14 protein-coding genes are annotated in these 15576 nt (G+C 68.7%); 3 read left to right on the top strand and 11 right to left on the bottom strand.

Annotated features, from left to right (window positions below; genetic code table 11):
• Nucleotides 1-16: 16 nt before the first annotated feature.
• Genes AC3IFE_RS22235 through AC3IFE_RS22265 form a run of 7 tightly spaced genes read right to left on the bottom strand, consistent with a single transcriptional unit; the run spans nt 17 to nt 7249 of the window.
• A complete protein-coding gene (locus AC3IFE_RS22235) occupies nt 17-1081 on the bottom strand; it encodes a 2-aminoethylphosphonate aminotransferase (RefSeq protein WP_069618296.1) in 1065 nt (354 codons plus the stop codon).
• Nucleotides 1081-2262 carry a phosphonopyruvate decarboxylase gene (gene aepY, locus AC3IFE_RS22240; RefSeq protein WP_089469576.1) on the bottom strand — a complete coding sequence of 394 codons (1182 nt, stop codon included), beginning with the start codon at nt 2260-2262 and terminating at the stop codon, nt 1081-1083. The genes AC3IFE_RS22235 and aepY overlap by 1 nt, the downstream gene beginning before the upstream one ends.
• The gene (gene aepX, locus AC3IFE_RS22245) at nt 2259-3944 is read right to left on the bottom strand and encodes a phosphoenolpyruvate mutase (RefSeq protein ID WP_489191977.1); all 1686 of its coding nucleotides are present in this window, start codon (nt 3942-3944) and stop codon (nt 2259-2261) included. Before aepX ends, aepY begins: the two co-directional genes overlap by 4 nt.
• A complete protein-coding gene (locus AC3IFE_RS22250; protein WP_089469578.1) occupies nt 3941-4708 on the bottom strand; it encodes a phosphocholine cytidylyltransferase family protein in 768 nt (255 codons plus the stop codon). Before AC3IFE_RS22250 ends, aepX begins: the two co-directional genes overlap by 4 nt.
• 35 nt (nt 4709-4743) lie before the next feature.
• On the bottom strand, nt 4744-5745 hold the full coding sequence (locus tag AC3IFE_RS22255; RefSeq protein WP_089469579.1) for an HpnL family protein: 1002 nt from the start codon (nt 5743-5745) through the stop codon (nt 4744-4746).
• Entirely contained in the window at nt 5742-6557 is an 816-nt protein-coding gene (locus tag AC3IFE_RS22260) for a HalD/BesD family halogenase (RefSeq protein ID WP_301739349.1), read from the bottom strand. The genes AC3IFE_RS22255 and AC3IFE_RS22260 overlap by 4 nt, the downstream gene beginning before the upstream one ends.
• Nucleotides 6554-7249 (bottom strand): CDP-alcohol phosphatidyltransferase family protein, encoded by a 696-nt coding sequence (locus AC3IFE_RS22265; protein WP_089469581.1) that lies wholly within the window; start codon nt 7247-7249, stop codon nt 6554-6556. Before AC3IFE_RS22265 ends, AC3IFE_RS22260 begins: the two co-directional genes overlap by 4 nt.
• A 653-nt stretch (nt 7250-7902) precedes the next feature.
• Here AC3IFE_RS22265 and scpC point away from each other — a divergent pair.
• Entirely contained in the window at nt 7903-9417 is a 1515-nt protein-coding gene (gene scpC, locus AC3IFE_RS22270; protein WP_489191981.1) for a succinyl-CoA:acetate CoA-transferase ScpC, read from the top strand.
• 28 nt (nt 9418-9445) lie between these two features.
• Here the strand turns inward: scpC and AC3IFE_RS22275 are convergent, their stop codons facing one another.
• Nucleotides 9446-10927: a DHA2 family efflux MFS transporter permease subunit gene (locus AC3IFE_RS22275; protein WP_489192063.1), complete on the bottom strand. Its 1482-nt coding sequence runs from the start codon at nt 10925-10927 to the stop codon at nt 9446-9448.
• 183 nt (nt 10928-11110) lie between these two features.
• On the opposite strand from AC3IFE_RS22275, the gene AC3IFE_RS22280 reads away from it, so the two are divergent.
• Nucleotides 11111-11551: a MarR family winged helix-turn-helix transcriptional regulator gene (locus AC3IFE_RS22280; RefSeq protein WP_011547936.1), complete on the top strand. Its 441-nt coding sequence runs from the start codon at nt 11111-11113 to the stop codon at nt 11549-11551.
• A gap of 117 nt (nt 11552-11668) precedes the next feature.
• Here AC3IFE_RS22280 and AC3IFE_RS22285 read toward each other — a convergent pair whose 3' ends face one another.
• The gene (locus AC3IFE_RS22285; RefSeq protein ID WP_489191983.1) at nt 11669-12166 is read right to left on the bottom strand and encodes a DUF2938 domain-containing protein; all 498 of its coding nucleotides are present in this window, start codon (nt 12164-12166) and stop codon (nt 11669-11671) included.
• Between the two features lie 140 nt (nt 12167-12306).
• On the opposite strand from AC3IFE_RS22285, the gene AC3IFE_RS22290 reads away from it, so the two are divergent.
• Nucleotides 12307-12732, top strand: a complete 426-nt coding sequence (locus AC3IFE_RS22290; RefSeq protein WP_089469585.1) for a helix-turn-helix domain-containing protein — start codon at nt 12307-12309, stop codon at nt 12730-12732.
• A 147-nt stretch (nt 12733-12879) separates the two neighbouring features.
• On the opposite strand, the gene AC3IFE_RS22295 is transcribed toward AC3IFE_RS22290, so the two are convergent.
• Both AC3IFE_RS22295 and AC3IFE_RS22300 read right to left on the bottom strand, forming a co-directional pair.
• Nucleotides 12880-13761 carry a helix-hairpin-helix domain-containing protein gene (locus AC3IFE_RS22295; RefSeq protein WP_489191985.1) on the bottom strand — a complete coding sequence of 294 codons (882 nt, stop codon included), beginning with the start codon at nt 13759-13761 and terminating at the stop codon, nt 12880-12882.
• Between the two features lie 180 nt (nt 13762-13941).
• Nucleotides 13942-15471: a sigma-70 family RNA polymerase sigma factor gene (locus AC3IFE_RS22300; protein ID WP_089469587.1), complete on the bottom strand. Its 1530-nt coding sequence runs from the start codon at nt 15469-15471 to the stop codon at nt 13942-13944.
• Nucleotides 15472-15576: the final 105 nt, after the last annotated feature.

The raw sequence follows: 15576 nt of genomic DNA on the forward strand, positions 1-15576 counted from the left end.
AAGTTACGGACAACGCTTACCGCGTCAGCGCCGTAAACCCTTCCAGCAACCGCTCGACATCGGCCGCCTGAATCGCGCCCATCGTCGAGATCCGGAACAGTTCCTTCGACAGCCCGCCTTGCCCCGCATAAATCACGAAGCCACGTGCCTTCAGCCCGTCGTGCAGCGCTTCGTATGTCACACCCGGCGGCAGCCGATACGCACGCAGCACGACCGACGACGCACCTTCCGGCAGCACCAGCGGCATCCCGCGCGCCGCAAGCCCGGCCTGCGCCTGATCGGCAAGCGCCTTGTAATGCGCATGCCGCGCGCGCCAGCCGCCGGCCTCATCGAACTCACGCAGCGCCTCGACGAGCGCGTAATACGCATGCACCGACGGCGTAAACGGCGTATTCCGCTGATCTTGCAGCTTCGCAAGCCGGCCGAGATCGAGGTAGTAAGTCCGGCTCGCGGCCTTCACGAGCGCGCTGCGGCGCACGATCACGAACGCCGCGCCCGGCACGCCGTGCAGGCACTTGTTCGCGGTCGCGGCAACCGCATCGATGACGCCGCCTGCAAAATCGATCGCTTCCGCGCCGAAGCTGCTGACGCCATCGACTAGCATCTTCACGCCGCGCGCGCGACAGACTTCGGCGATCGCATCGAGATCGTTCAGCCGGCCCGTCGTCGTTTCATGATGGATCACGGCGACATGCGAGTACCCACCCGCATCGAGCTTCGCGGCGATCTGCGCGAGATCCGGCGCCTGCATCCACTCATGCTTCAACACGTCATGCGCGATGCCGTACTGCGTGGCGATCTGCGTGATCCGCTCGCCGTACACGCCGTTCTCGATCACGAGCAGCTTGCCGTCCTGCGGCACGAGCGCCGCGATCATGCTCTCGACGGCGGCCGTGCCCGAACCCGTCATCAGCACGGCGGCCCATTCGGCCGGATCGAGCTCGTACGCGGCGACGAGGCGCGCGCGCGCTTCATCCTGCAGGTCGAAGAATTCGCCTTCGCGATGGCACAGATCGGGTTGCAGCAGGCTGCGGCGCACGCGTTCGGTGAGCGTGACCGGGCCGGGATTCAGCAGCAGCATCAATGGGCTCCTTCAACGTGGGCTTCGGCCTGCTCGGCGCCGATGTGCCGCATCAGACGCGTCTTGACCTCGACCGGCGTGACGGTCGGGCGGGGCAGGCCGTCGGGCACGCCCGTGCGGATCGCCACGCGAACGAATTGCGCGCCATCGCCCGACGCGGCCAGCGTCGCATCGAGCACGTCGAGCGTATCGCCTTCGACCGCCGACGCGTAACCGCAGGCGGCCGCGACACCCGCGAACGACACATGCTGCGACACCGTTGCCTGGCCGCCCGTCGATTCGTGTGCGCCGTTGTCGAGCAGCACGTGCGTGAGGTTGGCCGGGCCATAGGTGCCGAGCGTCGCGAACACGCCCATGCGCATCAGCGCGGCGCCGTCGCCGTCGACGGCGACCACGCGCAGGTCGGGGCGCGCAAGCGCGAGGCCGAGCGCGAGCGGCGTCACGCAGCCCATCGAACCGACCATGTAAAGCTGATTCGGGCGATCGTCGAGCGCGTAGAGTTCGCGGCCGCAGAAACCGGTCGATGCGAGCACGACGGTCGAATCGACCGGCGTATGCGCGATCACGCGCTGCAGCGCGTCGTGACGGGTGGGCCATGCGTCGGCCGATGCGGCGCGCGACGACGATTGGGCGGCGACGTGCGCGCGCGGCTTCGCGGCCGGGTTCGCCTTCAGTTCATACGGTGCGACGCTGCCTTTCTGCATCACGAGCGCATACGGGCGGCCCGTCGCGTCCATGTGCGCGATCGCGCGGTCGAGTGCCGGGCCGACCTGTTCGGGGTCGGTCGGGAACGTCTCCCACGGAATCTCCATCGTATCGAGCATCGCCGGCGTGATCGGGCCCATCAGCGCGTGCTGCGGCTCGTCGGCCACGCCCGGCTGGCCGCGCCACGTGACGATCAGCAACTGCGGCAGGCGGAACGTCCACGTGAGCGACGTGAGCGGGCTCACCGCGTTGCCGAGCCCGGAGTTCTGCATCATCGCGATCCCGCGCTTGCCGCCGAGCGTCGCGCCCGCGATCAGCGCGACCGCGTCGCCTTCGTTCGCGGCCGACACGTAGTGCAGCGTCGGGTCCTGCAGCACGTAATTGATGAACGGCGTCAGGTACGAGCAGGGCACGCCCGCGTACCAGTCGAAGCCGCGTTCACGCGCGGCCTCGACGAACTGGGCCGCTTCGATCATTGCGCGCCCCCGTTGCCGGCGCCCGGTTCGGACAGCGGCGTCTGGCCGTGCGCGAAGTCGCCCGCGCGACGGAAGTCTTCCAGGTCGTTGACGCCGCGCCAGTGGCCGTGCACGTACTGCACCTCGATCTTCTCGCCGGCGGCGATCAGCTCGTTCAGCAGCGACGGGATGTCGAGCGTGTCGAAGTCAGGACGCGTCTGCAGCGTCGCGAGCATCGCCTTCAGGCGATCGACGCCGGCGCCGCGCACGTTCAGCAGACCGATCCAGCGGCCGTGCGGCGTGCCCGCCGCGACGTCGCTCGACACGCGTTGCAGATAGGTCTTCTGGCCGAACAGGCCGCGGTCGTCGGCCGCCGAGCAGAGGGCGAAGTCACGCACGCTCTGATTGGTCTCGGTGAGCGACGAATCGACCACCACGCTGAACTCGGCCTCGCTCTCCGCGAGGTCGCGCACGATGTAGCTGCGGAACAGCAGGTCGCCGTACGAGATCACGGTGTCACCGGTCAGGCGTTCGGCCGCGCATGCGAGCGACGCGAGCTCGCCGGTCTGCGCGTAGCGCTCGTTGACGACGAGCTTGATGCCCGACGTATCGATCGCATCGGCGCGATAGCCGCCAACCACGGTGATGTCGTTCACGCCGTGCGTCTTGAAGCCGTCGACGAGCCAGCGCAGCAGCGGCTTGCCGGCGACCGGCAGCATGACCTTCGGCTTGTCTTCGGTCACGGCTTCGAGGCCCTTGCCGCGGCTCGCGGCGAGCACGATCGCGGCATTCGACGCGCGCGACGACGACGACAGGTAGATACGCTCGGCGGCCGAGTACTCGTCGGCGTCCTGCAGGCGGAAGATCTCGTTGACCGATGCAACGCGGTCCTCGACGTTGATCAGCGTTTCGCTTTCGTGGATCTCGCGCGCGGTCGCCTGCATCGCGGATGCCGACGCGCGGATCAGGTGATTCGCCCAGATCACGGTGCTGATGCCGGCCTGGCGGAACACGTCGGTCGGCGTGCTGTAGTACTTGGTCGGCACGATCACGAGCGGCGCCTTGCCGCTCCATTCGCGCGCGAACTGCAGGATCTCGTCCGGGCGCGACAGCTTGCTGTGGATCAGGATCGCGTCGGCGCCGGCTTCCGCGTACGCGTTCGCGCGGCGCAGCGCCTCGTCCATCCCCCAGCCCGCGATCAGCGCCTCGACGCGCGCGACGATCGAGAAGTCGGGATCGGTCTGCGAATCCTTGCCGGCCTTGATCTTGCCGCAGAACTCGTCGATTTCCGCGAGCGGCTGGCGCTCGCCGCCGATGAAGCTGTTGGTTTTCGGGAACTGCTTGTCCTCGATGCACACGCCCGCGATGCCGCGCTGTTCGAGCTTCTTCACGAGGCGGCGCACGTTGTTGAAGTTGCCGTAGCCGGTGTCGCCGTCGAGCAGGATCGGCAGGTCGCTCGCGTCGGCCATGAACTCGAGCACGTCGACGACCTGGGTCCAGCTCGCTTCGTTGTTGTCGCGCACGCCGAACTGCGCGGAGATCGCGAGGCCCGACGCCCAGATGCCCTTGAAGCCGGCCTCGCGGACGATCCGCGCGGACAGGCCGTTGTGCGCTTCCATCAGGAATTCGAGATCGCTGCTGACGAGCATGCGGCGCAGGCGCGCGCTGCGCGATTCGGTGAAGTTGGGTTCGCGTGCGTTCATCGTGCGGCTCCGGCAGTGGTGCGTTGAATCAGGGGAAGGATGTCTTGCGTCGCGCGTGCGACGTCGTTCGGGAAGTCGATCTCGATCCACGGCGAGCCGGTGACGTCGGCGACGTCGAACGAATGGCCGCCTTCGAGCAGCAGGTCGCGCACGGCTTCCTCGTGCGGCATGTTCGCGCGGCCGCTGTCGACGTAGCCCGCGACGATCGTCGCGAGGCGGCGCGCGGTGCCTTCGGTGAAGCGGAAGAAGCCGACCGATTCGCCGATCGTGTCGTAGTCGAGGTCGACCGCGAGCTGCTTGCGCAGCTCGACCGGCACGCCGTTCTTCAGGCACAGCTTGACGGGCTCGTCGCCGGCCTCGAAGTCGCGGTCGATCAGCAGGCGGTCGACCGTCTTGTCGGCATCGGCCACCAGCGCGTGCAGGATGTTCTCGTCGTACAGCACGTCCGCGTCCATCAGCAGCACGTCGCCGCCGCGCGTCATCGCATCGGCGACGGTATGCACGGTCAGCACGCTGCCGAGGTCGTAGCGGTCGTTGATCACGATCTCGGCGGTACGGCCGAGGCGCTTCAGCTCCTGCTCGACTTTCTCGTGCTGGAAGCCGAGCCCGAGCACGATTTCGTCGACGCCCGCGGCGTCGAGCACGCGCAGATGGCGCTCGAGCAGCGACACGTCGTCGAAGCGCAGCAGGCACTTCGGGAACTGCGCCTCGGGCGGTTGTTGCAGGCGCAAGCCTAGGCCTGCCGCAAGAATGATGGCTCGCATGGGTTCTCCAACCAAAAAGCCGGCGATCTGAACGATCAGTCGGCGAGCGGCTGCGGCGCACGGCGCCGCTGCCAGTTTCTTTCACTGAAATGCAGATAGAGCAGGCCGGGCAGGCCGAGCGCGAGTTCGCGCGCGCGCTTCGCGAGCGACAGCGCGAGCGCCGCGTCGGGCGGCAGGCCGACCAGCGGCGCGAGCAGCAGATAGCCGCCTTCCTGCGCGCCGAGCGAGCCCGGGATCGCGAAGGCCGCCCCGCGAATCGCCTGGCCGACGCTTTCGAGCAGCAGCGCGTCGAGCCAGCTGACCGGGTGTCCGAGGAAGTGCAGCGCGAGCCACACTTCCGCGGTGCCGACGATCCAGCCGACGAGGCTGAATGCGAAGGTCTTCGCGACTTTCGCGCGATCGCGGTACAGCGCGCCGACCGCGTCGTCGATCGCGTCGGCGCGCGTGGCCAGCGACGACCAGTCGCGCGGGCCGAGCAGCTTCGACGCGAGACGCAGGCCGCGGCCGAACAGCCCGCGCCGCTGCGCCGCGTAGAACGCGACGGCGAGGGCGCCGAGCACGCCGGTGGCGATCAGCGCGGGCGTGCGCAGGTACGCGACCGACTCGTGCGTCGCATACAGGCTGAACGCGGCGATGCCGATCAGCGCGAACGCCATCTGCGCGAGCGCCTGCATCGTCGTGCCGACGGTCATGGCGGCGGCCGCGTCGGCCATCCGCGTGCCGCGCTGCGCGAGGTAGCGCACCATCAGCACGGGGCCGCCGATCTGCCCGGCGGGCAGCAGGCTGTTCACCGATTCGCCGACCCAGCGCGCGCGCAGCGCGTTGCCGAACTCGGCGCCCGGCTGCCCGCGGCGGAACATCACGGAGATCGCGACCGCGTCGATCGCGAGCGGCACGACGTGGAACGCCGCGACGAGCGCGAGGCCCCAGCCGGCCGCGAGCAGCGTGGACGCCACCGCGCCGACGCCCTGCCAGGCCAGCAGTGCGACGAAGAGTGCGGTCCCGAGGGACAGCAGGATGAGGCCCGCGCGTGTCATGACCCGCTCGTGCGTCGCGTGGCCAGTTGCTTGAACACCTGGCGGAAACCGAAATACGCGATCGCGTCCTTCATGTTCGAGATGAAGCGTTTCCACGGCCGCATGCCGGGGTTCGTCACGTATTCGAACGTGAGCGACACGCGCATCTCGTTCTGGCCGAGCGGCGTGATGCGGTGGCGCAGCTTGTCGCCGTCGAACAGCACGATGCCGCCGTCGGCGATCTGCACGGAGCCCGGTTGGTCAGGCACGTCCGGGTTGCGCGTATGCAGCTCGTAGTCGAGCCGGCACGACGATTCGTCGATCACGCCGATCAGCAGCGTGTAGCGGCGGCCATCGTAGTACGACGTGTCGTAGTGCCAGCCGATGTGGTCGCCGGGCTTCGTGTAGTAATACAGTGCGTACGCGTGCGGATCGTCGTCCGGCGACAGCATCAGCTTGTCGCCCGTGATTTTCTCGAGGAAGCCGATCAGCGCCTTCGAGCGATACAGCTCGGCGATGTACGGCGCCTGCTCGTCGATCGTATGGCGGCTCACGCTGCCGCCCTGCTTGTGGCCGGGCAGGTAGTTGCGGTTCAGGCCGGCCTGCATCGCGCGGGCGGCGTTCGCGAGCTTCGCGTGCGCGTCGGCCGGCAGGAAGGTGTCGAGGTAGAGGAACGAACCCTGGCGCGTGTAGTCGCCGCGCAGGCGGTCGAGGTCGAGCTGGCCGACGCGGTCGGCCACGGTGCGATCGGGATCGGCCACGGCCGCGCGCACGGGCGTGGGCGCGGGGCGTGCCGGGCTCAGCACGGAATCGTCGCGCGTGCTAGGAGTCATTTGGAAGCCTGGATTTCGGTTGGGTTCTGCGCGGCCGGGTTCTGCGGGAGGTTGCCGCGCCGCACGATGCGCCACCAGTCGATCACGACCCAGGCGGCGAACAGCGGGGCGCCGATCGACGCCGCGAGCAGGAACGGCTCGACGCCGTCGACGAGCGTCACGATCGGCAGCAGGTACAGCACGTCTTCGGTCTCGAAGCCGCCGGCGAACGCCTGCTTCGTGCCGGCCTTGCCGGCGATCGATTCGATCCGCATGCGCAGGAAGAAGATCAGCGCGACGGCCGCGCCGGCGACCGCGCCGAGCAGCACCGGCGACGCGGCCATCTGGCCGCCCTGGGCGACGATGCCGACGCCCATGCTGACGAATAGCGCGACCGTGACGAGCGCATCGGCCGCGAGGTCGTAAAAATGACCGATCTTGCTGGACTTGCCGCTGATGCGCGCGAGTTCGCCGTCGGTGTGATCGACGAAGTTCGACAGCACGATCAGGAACGCGCCTGCATTGCTCCAGCCGAAGCCGCCGTGCGCGAGGCACCAGGCGCCGGCGAGGCCGATCAGCAGACGAAGGGTGGTGAGGTGATTCGGCGTGACCGGCGTATCGACGAGCGGCCGGACAAGCGAGCGCGCGAGCCGCGCATCCCAGGTGCGTGGCGGGGGCGGCTCGGGGCGTTTGGCGGTTTTTCTTTGGTCCATCGGCGAAATATATACGGAATTGTAATTTGGTGCTTTTTATTCGATCAATGTCCTGACATGCGGGAGTGTTACCGCGTCTTGCAGGCATCGGCCGGTTCAAAAACGCACCTGCGAACGAGGCGGCCAACCCGGCGGCCGGGCCCGCTTCCAGTGTGGTTCGCGTCGCGCGCCTGTCAAGGCCGGACGGCCCTCGCGGGCCGACGAGGCGGTGTTTTTCGCGCCGCCCGGCGGGTGTGGCGCAGCCCATGCGAGCTTGATCTCCGTCAGCGCCGGAAAAACCGCATCGGGCGACAATCGGCCGCGCCGGACGGGTATCGGCGATTACCGAGCCAAAGGTCGTCAATGTCGATTCAAATCGGCCGATCGATATGCGACGGCCGGCGATCGCGAACCGGCGATTCGCCCGATGCTTTCGCGCACCTTTCGCGCGCATCCGGCGCGGGCGGATCGCCTGTCACAGAACGCTCGTTCGATACCCGGCAAATCCGGCAAGGATCTTTTGCATCCGGCGGACATTTCGCGGCGATGGCCTCTGCGATACTCCGACCGTGCCCGTGGTGCCGGGCCGCCCCTCGCGGCCTCAAGGGCTTCGCGTCGCTCAGGAGACACCCCCCGCGACGTCAACGACAGACCAAAGCGTCAGATAACCAGCCATGTCTTCTTCACGCATCCTCGCTCCCGCCCTGAGTTCGCTCGTCCGCACCGCCGACGAAGCCGCCGCGCTGATCCGCCCCGGCATGACCGTCGCCATGAGCGGCTTCACCGGGTCGGGCTATCCGAAGGCCGTGCCGGCCGCGCTTGCCGCCCACATCGACGCGGCGCACGCGCGCGGCGAGGACTTCCGGATCAACGTGCTGACGGGCGCGTCGACCGCACCCGAACTCGACGGCGCGCTCGCCCGCACCGACGGCATCTCGATGCGGCTGCCGTACCAGTCCGACCCGACGCTGCGCGACAAGATCAACGGCGGTGAAGTCGATTACCAGGACGTCCACCTGAGCCACGTCGCGCAATACGCGTGGTTCGGGCTGTACGGCGATCTCGACGTCGCGATCGTCGAAGTCGCGGGCATCCGCGAGGACGGGCTGCTGATCCCGTCCGCGTCGATCGGCAACAACAAGACCTGGCTCGAGCGCGCGAAGCACGTGATCCTCGAAGTGAATGCGCGCCAGCCGCTCGGCCTCGACGGGATGCACGACATTTACTACGGCACCGCGCTGCCGCCGCACCGCAAGCCGATCCCGCTGACGAAGAGCGACGACCGGATCGGCGAGCCGTATCTGCGTTGCCCGGCCGACAAGATCGTCGCGATCGTCGAGACCGACGCGCCCGATCGCAGCAATGCATTCTCCGCGCCGGATGCGACGTCCAAGCAGATCGCGCTGCAGTTGATCGACTTCCTGCGCCACGAAGTGAAGCGCGGCCGCCTGCCGGAAAACCTGCTGCCGCTGCAGTCGGGCGTCGGCAACATCACGAACGCGGTGCTCGCGGAACTCAGCTCGGCCGGCTTCTCGAACCTGACGGCCTACACCGAGGTGATCCAGGACGGCATGCTCGACCTGCTCGACGACGGCACGCTGAGCTTCGCGTCGGCCACCGCGCTGTCGCTGAGTCCGGCCGCCGTGCAGCGTTTCGCCGACGAGATCGCGACGTTCCGCGAGAAGATCGTGCTGCGCCCGCAGGAGATCAGCAACCATCCGGAACTCGTGCGCCGGCTCGGCTGCATCGCGATGAACGGGATGATCGAGGCCGACATCTACGGCAACGTGAACTCGACGCACGTGATGGGCACGAAGATCCAGAACGGCATCGGCGGCTCGGGCGACTTCGCGCGCAACGGCTATCTGTCGTGCTTCATGTCGGCGAGTACCGCGAAGGGCGGCGCGATCTCGCGCATCGTGCCGATGGCGAGCCACGTCGACCATACCGAGCACGACGTCGCGGTGGTCGTCACCGAGCAGGGGCTGGCCGACCTGCGCGGCCTGTCGCCGAAGCAGCGCGCGCGCAAGATCATCGCGACCTGCGCGCACCCGGACTACCGGCCGATGCTCGAGGACTATTTCGAGCGCGCGTCGCGCGAGAGTTTCGGCAAGCACACCCCGCATCTGCTCGCCGAGGCGCTGTCGTGGCACGAGCGCTACGTGCGCACTGGCTCGATGAAGGCCTGACGGGGCCTGGGGCGGGCGCATGCGCCCGTCAATCCATCGCCGCATGCGCGACGTCGACGCTCGCCGTTTTCTGCGGCGGGCGGATCAGCAGCAACAGCGGGATCATCAGCAGCGTCGCGACGAACATCAGCTTGAAGTCGTTCAGGTACGCGATCATCGCCGCCTGCTGGTTGATCGTGCGGTCGAGCAGCGCGATGTCGACGCGGCTGCCGGCCAGCGCCTGCACGGCCGGGTCGAACGGCGTGACGTGGGTCGCGAGGTCGGCATGCGCGACCTGCGTATTGCGCGTCATCAGCGTCTGCACGATCGAGATGCCGATACTGCTGCCGATGTTGCGCATCAGGCTGTAGGTGGCCGTGCCGTCCGCGCGCAACTCGGGCGGCAGCGTCGAGAACGACAGCGCGCTCAGCGGCACGAACACGAGCCCGAGTCCGAAGCCCTGGATCACGCCGGGCCACACGATGTCCGCCTCGGACAGCACGATCGTGTACTGCATCATCTGCCACAGCGCGAGCGCGGAAATCGCCAGCCCGGCGAACAGCAGCGCCCGCGCGTCCACGTACTTCAACAATCGCCCGACGAACAGCATCGCGATCATCGTGCCGGCGCCGCTCGGCGCGGTGACGAGGCCCGTCGTCGCGACCGGGTAGCCCATCAGGTTCTGCAGCATCGGCGGCAGCAGCGCGCGGGTCGCGTACAGCACCGCGCCGACCACGAAGATGAACAGCGTGCCGGTCGCGAAGTTCGGGTCACGCAGCAGTTCCGACTTGAAGAACGACGCCTTGCCGACGGTCGCCGTATGCACGAGGAAGAACGCGAAGCCGAGCACCGCGACGAGCGCCTCGATGCGGATCTCGTATGAACCGAACCAGTCGAGCTGTTCGCCGCGGTCGAGCATCGCCTGGAATGCGCCGATCGCGAGCGCAAGCGTCGCGAAGCCGAATGCGTCGAATTTCACGTGCGGGCGCGGCGGGCGCCCGGGCAGGAAGGTCATCATGCCGGCCAGCGCGAGCGCGCCGATCGGCACGTTGATGAAGAACACCCAGCGCCAGTTGTAGCTGTCGGTGAGCCAGCCGCCGAGCGTCGGGCCGAGGATCGGGCCGACCATCACGCCCATCCCCCAGATCGCCATCGCCTGGCCCTGTTTCTCGCGCGGGTTGATGTCGAGCAGGATCGACTGCGACAGCGGCACCAGCGCGGCGCCGAACACGCCTTGCAGCAATCGCGCGCCGACGATCTGCACGAGCGTCTCCGACAGACCGCACAGCGCCGACGCCACCGTGAAGCCCGCGATCGACACGATCAGCAGCCGCTTCACGCTCAACCGGTCGGACAGCCAGCCCGTGAGCGGCGTCGCGATCGCCGCGGCGACGATGTAGGAGGTCAGCACCCACGTGATCTCGTCCTGCGACGCGGACAACGTGCCCTGCATGTGCGGCAGCGCGACGTTCGCGATCGTGCTGTCGAGGGTCTGGATCAGCGTGGCGAGCATGATCGACAAGGTCAGCATCGGCCGGTTCAGGGCAGGCGCGGCGGGGGCGTCGACGGCGGGGTTCAAGCGGGTGTCTCCGTGGGGTGGTCGGCGTGGTCGGCGATCCGGTGTGGCGCAAATTATAAGTGTGCTTATTATATATCCGCTTATGTCCGGGGCGCGAGCCGTGGGCCGGTTCCGGGTTGACCCTATAATCGCCGCATGGACAAGACCTACGAGAACCGGATCGGTTACCTGATCGCCGACGTGGCCCGGCTGAACGGACGCCTGTTCGACCGGCGCGCGAAGCGCATCGGGCTGACGCGGGCGCAAAGCCGCGTGCTCGCGTACCTGACGTGGAAGGGCGAGATGAACCAGGCACGCCTCGCCGAATGGCTCGAGATCACGCCGATCTCGCTCACGCGGCTGCTCGATCGGATGGAAAGCTATGGCTGGATCGAACGCATCGCGAACGACGACGACCGCCGCGCGTTCGTGATCCGGCTCACCGACAAGTCGCGCGAGATCTTTCCGCAGATGCTGGAGGTGGGCGATACGGTCGCCGACGACGGGCTGCGCGGCTTCACGCCCGACGAGCGCGATACGCTGGTGCGGTTGCTCGGTCGCGTGCGCCGCAACCTGATCGACTGCGGCGGCGAGTGACGTGGGCGCCCGGTCGGATGTACAGGGCAGCGAGAATGCTTTATGCAGTCTCGGCCACGCGTAGAACGACAGTGAGGGCGCGTCGCGCGGGCGGCTGAGCGTACGCCGGCACGCTGGTCATCCGGCCAGCGCCGCGAGCGTGTACGCCGCGAGATAGAGCCCCACCCCATACGACAGATGCGTGACGACGCTGCGCCGGCGCGCGACGCCCGGTTGCGGCGTACGCGACGCCGCGATACCGAAGCCGAACGCCGGCTGCATCACGAAGAACGGCGCGACCACGCTCGCGAGCCCGGCGACGAGCGCGGGAAGCAGCGTCGGCGCGCTGATCCACGCGGGGCCGGCGATCAGCACGGGCAGTGCCGCGAACGCGATGCCGATCGCGTAATGCGCGATCCAGCCGAGCGCGCGTTCGCCGCGCACGGGTGCGGCGGCGACGATCGACGCATGCCGGAACCGGCCGTGCGTCATGTGGCCGAGCCAGCGGCCGACCAGCGCGTAGTCGAGCGACGGAATGCCGAACGCGCGCCGCCGGAACAGCGTCCACAGATCCATCACGAGCGTGGCGCCCGCGCCGATCAACGGCAGTTCGAGCAGGACGTCGGGCGTGCTCATCGCGCCCCTCCACAACGCGCGGCGATGGCGATGCAGTACAGCGGAATACGACGCGGGTTCGGCGGTTTCATGATGGTCCGGGCTTGTCTTCATGGACTCGGGCGACTATCTTGCAGCTTCAAGTTCACTTGAGGTCAAGCATGAGCCGACTGGACATTGCGGACGTCGCGCGGCGCACGGGATTGCCCGCGTCGACACTGCGCTATTACGAGGAAAAGGGGCTGATCGTTCCGATCGGCCGGCACGGGCTGCGGCGGCAATACGACGCGTCGGTATTGGAACGCCTGGCGTTGATCGCGCTCGGCCGCGAGGCCGGTTTCTCGCTCGACGATATCCTCGCGATGGTCGGCGCGGACGGGCGGCCCGCGATCGATCGTGCGAAGCTCGACGGGAAGGCCGACGAGCTCGACCGCACGATCCGCCGTCTCGGCGCGGTGCGCGATGCGCTGCGGCATGCGGCCGTGTGCCCGGCCGCGAACCATCTCGAATGCCCGTCGTTCCAGAAGCTGCTGCGCATTGCCGCGCATCGTCATCCGGCGCGCCGCGCGAAGGCGGAAGGTGCGTAGGCGGCGAGCGGGCGCGAGGCGGGCGATACGGTAGCGGTTCGGCAGGAGGGCGGCGACGTGCGACCTAACGGCGGCGACGCGCCGAATCGTGAGAAGGCGATGCCGCCCGTACCGCCTTCGACGTCAGCGAAACCGCCGACGCCTGATTCACCCCGCGTAATACACGCGGCACTCCATCTCGCGCCCGCGCACGATCCGCTTGCCGGCGAGCGCGCCGTCCGTTTCGGTGAACACGGTGCGCTGATGCTCGCATTGCACGGCGTCGTAGAAGTAGAGCGAAACCCAGTCGGTCGGGCGCTCGGCTTCCGGCGTGCGCATGGCCGCATGCTGGCTCAGCACCGTGAAATGCCAACCGCCCTTGGTCATGTGCATCACGGGTGGCGGCACGTAACCGTCCGCGTTCAGGCGCCGGTGCGCGAGCGTCGGCAGCACGCCGGCCGCCGCCTTGTTGCGGTACTGGCGATCGATGTAAAGCAGCAGTTCGACGGGCGGTTCCGTGCCGCGGCCCGCGTGTTGCATGTGACCTTGCCAGCGCCGGCGGCGGCTCAGCACGTCGTCGAGCGCGGCGCGGATGCCGGCCGCGCGTCGCGGGCCGACGCCCGCGATCGTTTCGAGCTGGCCGTTGCGGGCCGCGCGCTCGAGTTCCTCCAGCGTGTCGATGTGCAGCGCATCGTGAATGCGCAGCGCGAGCGCGTGGCCGATGCCCGGCACCGCTTCGAAGGCCGACGCGCGTTCCGCGTCGCCGCGCAAGCGGTCGAGCTGGCGCCAGCGCCCCGTCACCAGCAGCTCGGCGATCGCCTGCGCGACGCCCGCGCCGATGCCGGGCAGCGCGCCGAGCGCCTCGACGCCGCCGGTATCGAACACGGTACGGATGTCGCGGTCGAGCGCGTCGACCGTATCGGCTGCCGCGCGGTACGCGGCGGCCCGGTAAGGGTTCGCGCCCTGGTCGACGAGCCACTGCGCGGCCTCGCGCAGGCAGGCCGCGACAGGCCGGTTTTCCTCGTACGTCTGGCTGTCGGTCGACTGCATGGCAAGGGACCCGGAAAGCTCAAACGGAATGGACGCGGCGAACGATGCGCCGGTCGGCTGTCAACCATTGTCGCGACGCGCGATCAAGGAAACTTGATGCGCGTCAATGGCAAACGTAACACAGGCGCGCAGCGCACGGTCGTGCCGGAATGGGGCATGACCGTGCGCTGCGCGAGGCGGTTACGCGTCGAGAAACGACTGCGCGTTCTCGGCCTCGGCGGCCGTACGCAGCGCGGCGAGCGCCCGTTTCTCGATCTGCCGCACGCGCTCGCGCGACATCCCCGCATCCTGCGCGATTGCGTCGTAGGTGTCGGGTTCGGCGCCGCCGAGGCCGAACCGCCGACGCAGCACGTCGGCCTCGGTCGGCGTGACCGAGCGCAGCAGCGCCCGCACGCATTCGCGCATGCGCGTGTCGGCCAGTTGCTCGAACGGGCTGGCCGATGCCTGATCCTCGATCAGCTCCACGAGGCCGGTGTCCGCGTCGGGCAGCGGCGTGTCGAGCGAGACCGGCTCGGCCGGCAGCGCGAGCACCGCGCGCACCTTGCCTTCGTCGAGGCCGGCTTCGGCCGCGAGCTCGGCCGGCGTGGCCCGCCGGCCGGTGCGCTGGCGAAAGCGCAGCGCATGCCGCTGCACGCGCTGGTACTGGTCGCCGACGTGCACCGGCACGCGGATCGTGCGCGAGCGATCCGCGACCGCGCGCGCGATCGCCTGGCGAATCCACCAGGTCGCATAGGTCGAGAACTTGAACCCGCGCCGGTATTCGAATTTCTCGATCGCGCGCATCAGGCCGAGGCAACCGTCCTGCACGAGGTCGGACAGGTCGACGCCGCGGTTCAGGTACTTGCGCGCGATCGACAGCACGAGCCGCAGGTTCGCCTCCAGCATCGCGCGCGTGGCATCGCGCACTTTCTGCTGGCCGTCGCTCAACGCGGCTGCGAGTGCGCGCCGCGCGACCGCGTCGAAGCACGCGGCGTCGTCGGCCGCCGACGGATCGTCGCGGGCGGTGGCGAGCGTGCGCACGGCACGGCTCGCGTCGTCGACGGCCGGCGCCACCCACGCGAGCGAACCGAGCAGGGTCGCCACGTGGTTGCGCGCGTCGCGGTACTCGGCCGAACGGCTGCCCTGCGCATGCAATGCGCCGCGCAACGCCGATACCGCTGCGTGCAGCGCGTCGTAGCGGGCGGGCGCGGGCGTTTCGCCATCCTCTTCATCGGACGATCCGCTTGTACCCGTCGCGCGATGGCGCTGGAGCAGCGCGTCGACCGCGGGCGGATAACCGGCAATCGCATGCAGTACCTGGTGTCGTCCCGTCTCGATCTCGCGCGCGAGCACGATTTCGCCTTCACGCGTGAGCAGCGGCACCGCGTGCATGCGCCGCATGTAGAGCGCGAGCGGATCGGTCGACGCGCTCGTGCCGCGCGCGAGGTCGCCGAGCATGGCCCGGCCTTCGTCGAGCGCGTCGCGATCGACCTCGGCCGGCGCCGCGCCGGCGAACGGTGCAGGCACGGCCGGCTCGTCGAGGACCGCGATGCCGATGTCGGCCAGCGCGGCGCGCACGACCTCGAGCGCGTCGGGGCTGTCGCTTTCGGGCGGCAGTGCGTCGACGAGGTCGGCGTGCGTCAGATAACCCTGCTCGCCGGCGAGCGCCAGCAGCTGGATGATCGGATCGAGCGGTGTGTCCGCCCGGGGAGTGGGGCGTGGCGTAGTCATGTCGATGGCGGCGCGAGCCGCGTTCCTGTCAGGGCGGGCCGAAGCTCGCCGGTTTGCGGTTGCCGGTGGGTCGCGGACGCCCGTCCGCGCCGGTCAGCCCGACAT

The organism is Burkholderia sp. APQ4-4ca, from assembly GCF_057837105.1.

Bases quoted from the DNA above. Each gene is read 5' to 3' on its own strand.
- AC3IFE_RS22280 (WP_011547936.1), top strand. From the start codon at position 11,111: ATGGACAAGACCTACGAGAACCGGATCGGTTACCTGATCGCCGACGTG.
- AC3IFE_RS22250 (WP_089469578.1), bottom strand. From the start codon at position 4,708: ATGCGAGCCATCATTCTTGCGGCAGGCCTAGGCTTGCGCCTGCAACAA.
- AC3IFE_RS22300 (WP_089469587.1), bottom strand. From the start codon at position 15,471: ATGACTACGCCACGCCCCACTCCCCGGGCGGACACACCGCTCGATCCG.
- AC3IFE_RS22295 (WP_489191985.1), bottom strand. From the start codon at position 13,761: ATGCAGTCGACCGACAGCCAGACGTACGAGGAAAACCGGCCTGTCGCG.
- aepY (WP_089469576.1), bottom strand. From the start codon at position 2,262: ATGATCGAAGCGGCCCAGTTCGTCGAGGCCGCGCGTGAACGCGGCTTC.
- AC3IFE_RS22235 (WP_069618296.1), bottom strand. From the start codon at position 1,081: ATGCTGCTGCTGAATCCCGGCCCGGTCACGCTCACCGAACGCGTGCGC.
- AC3IFE_RS22290 (WP_089469585.1), top strand. From the start codon at position 12,307: ATGAGCCGACTGGACATTGCGGACGTCGCGCGGCGCACGGGATTGCCC.
- AC3IFE_RS22265 (WP_089469581.1), bottom strand. From the start codon at position 7,249: ATGGACCAAAGAAAAACCGCCAAACGCCCCGAGCCGCCCCCGCCACGC.
- AC3IFE_RS22255 (WP_089469579.1), bottom strand. From the start codon at position 5,745: ATGACACGCGCGGGCCTCATCCTGCTGTCCCTCGGGACCGCACTCTTC.
- aepX (WP_489191977.1), bottom strand. From the start codon at position 3,944: ATGAACGCACGCGAACCCAACTTCACCGAATCGCGCAGCGCGCGCCTG.
- scpC (WP_489191981.1), top strand. From the start codon at position 7,903: ATGTCTTCTTCACGCATCCTCGCTCCCGCCCTGAGTTCGCTCGTCCGC.
- AC3IFE_RS22285 (WP_489191983.1), bottom strand. From the start codon at position 12,166: ATGAGCACGCCCGACGTCCTGCTCGAACTGCCGTTGATCGGCGCGGGC.
- AC3IFE_RS22275 (WP_489192063.1), bottom strand. From the start codon at position 10,927: ATGCTGACCTTGTCGATCATGCTCGCCACGCTGATCCAGACCCTCGAC.
- AC3IFE_RS22260 (WP_301739349.1), bottom strand. From the start codon at position 6,557: ATGACTCCTAGCACGCGCGACGATTCCGTGCTGAGCCCGGCACGCCCC.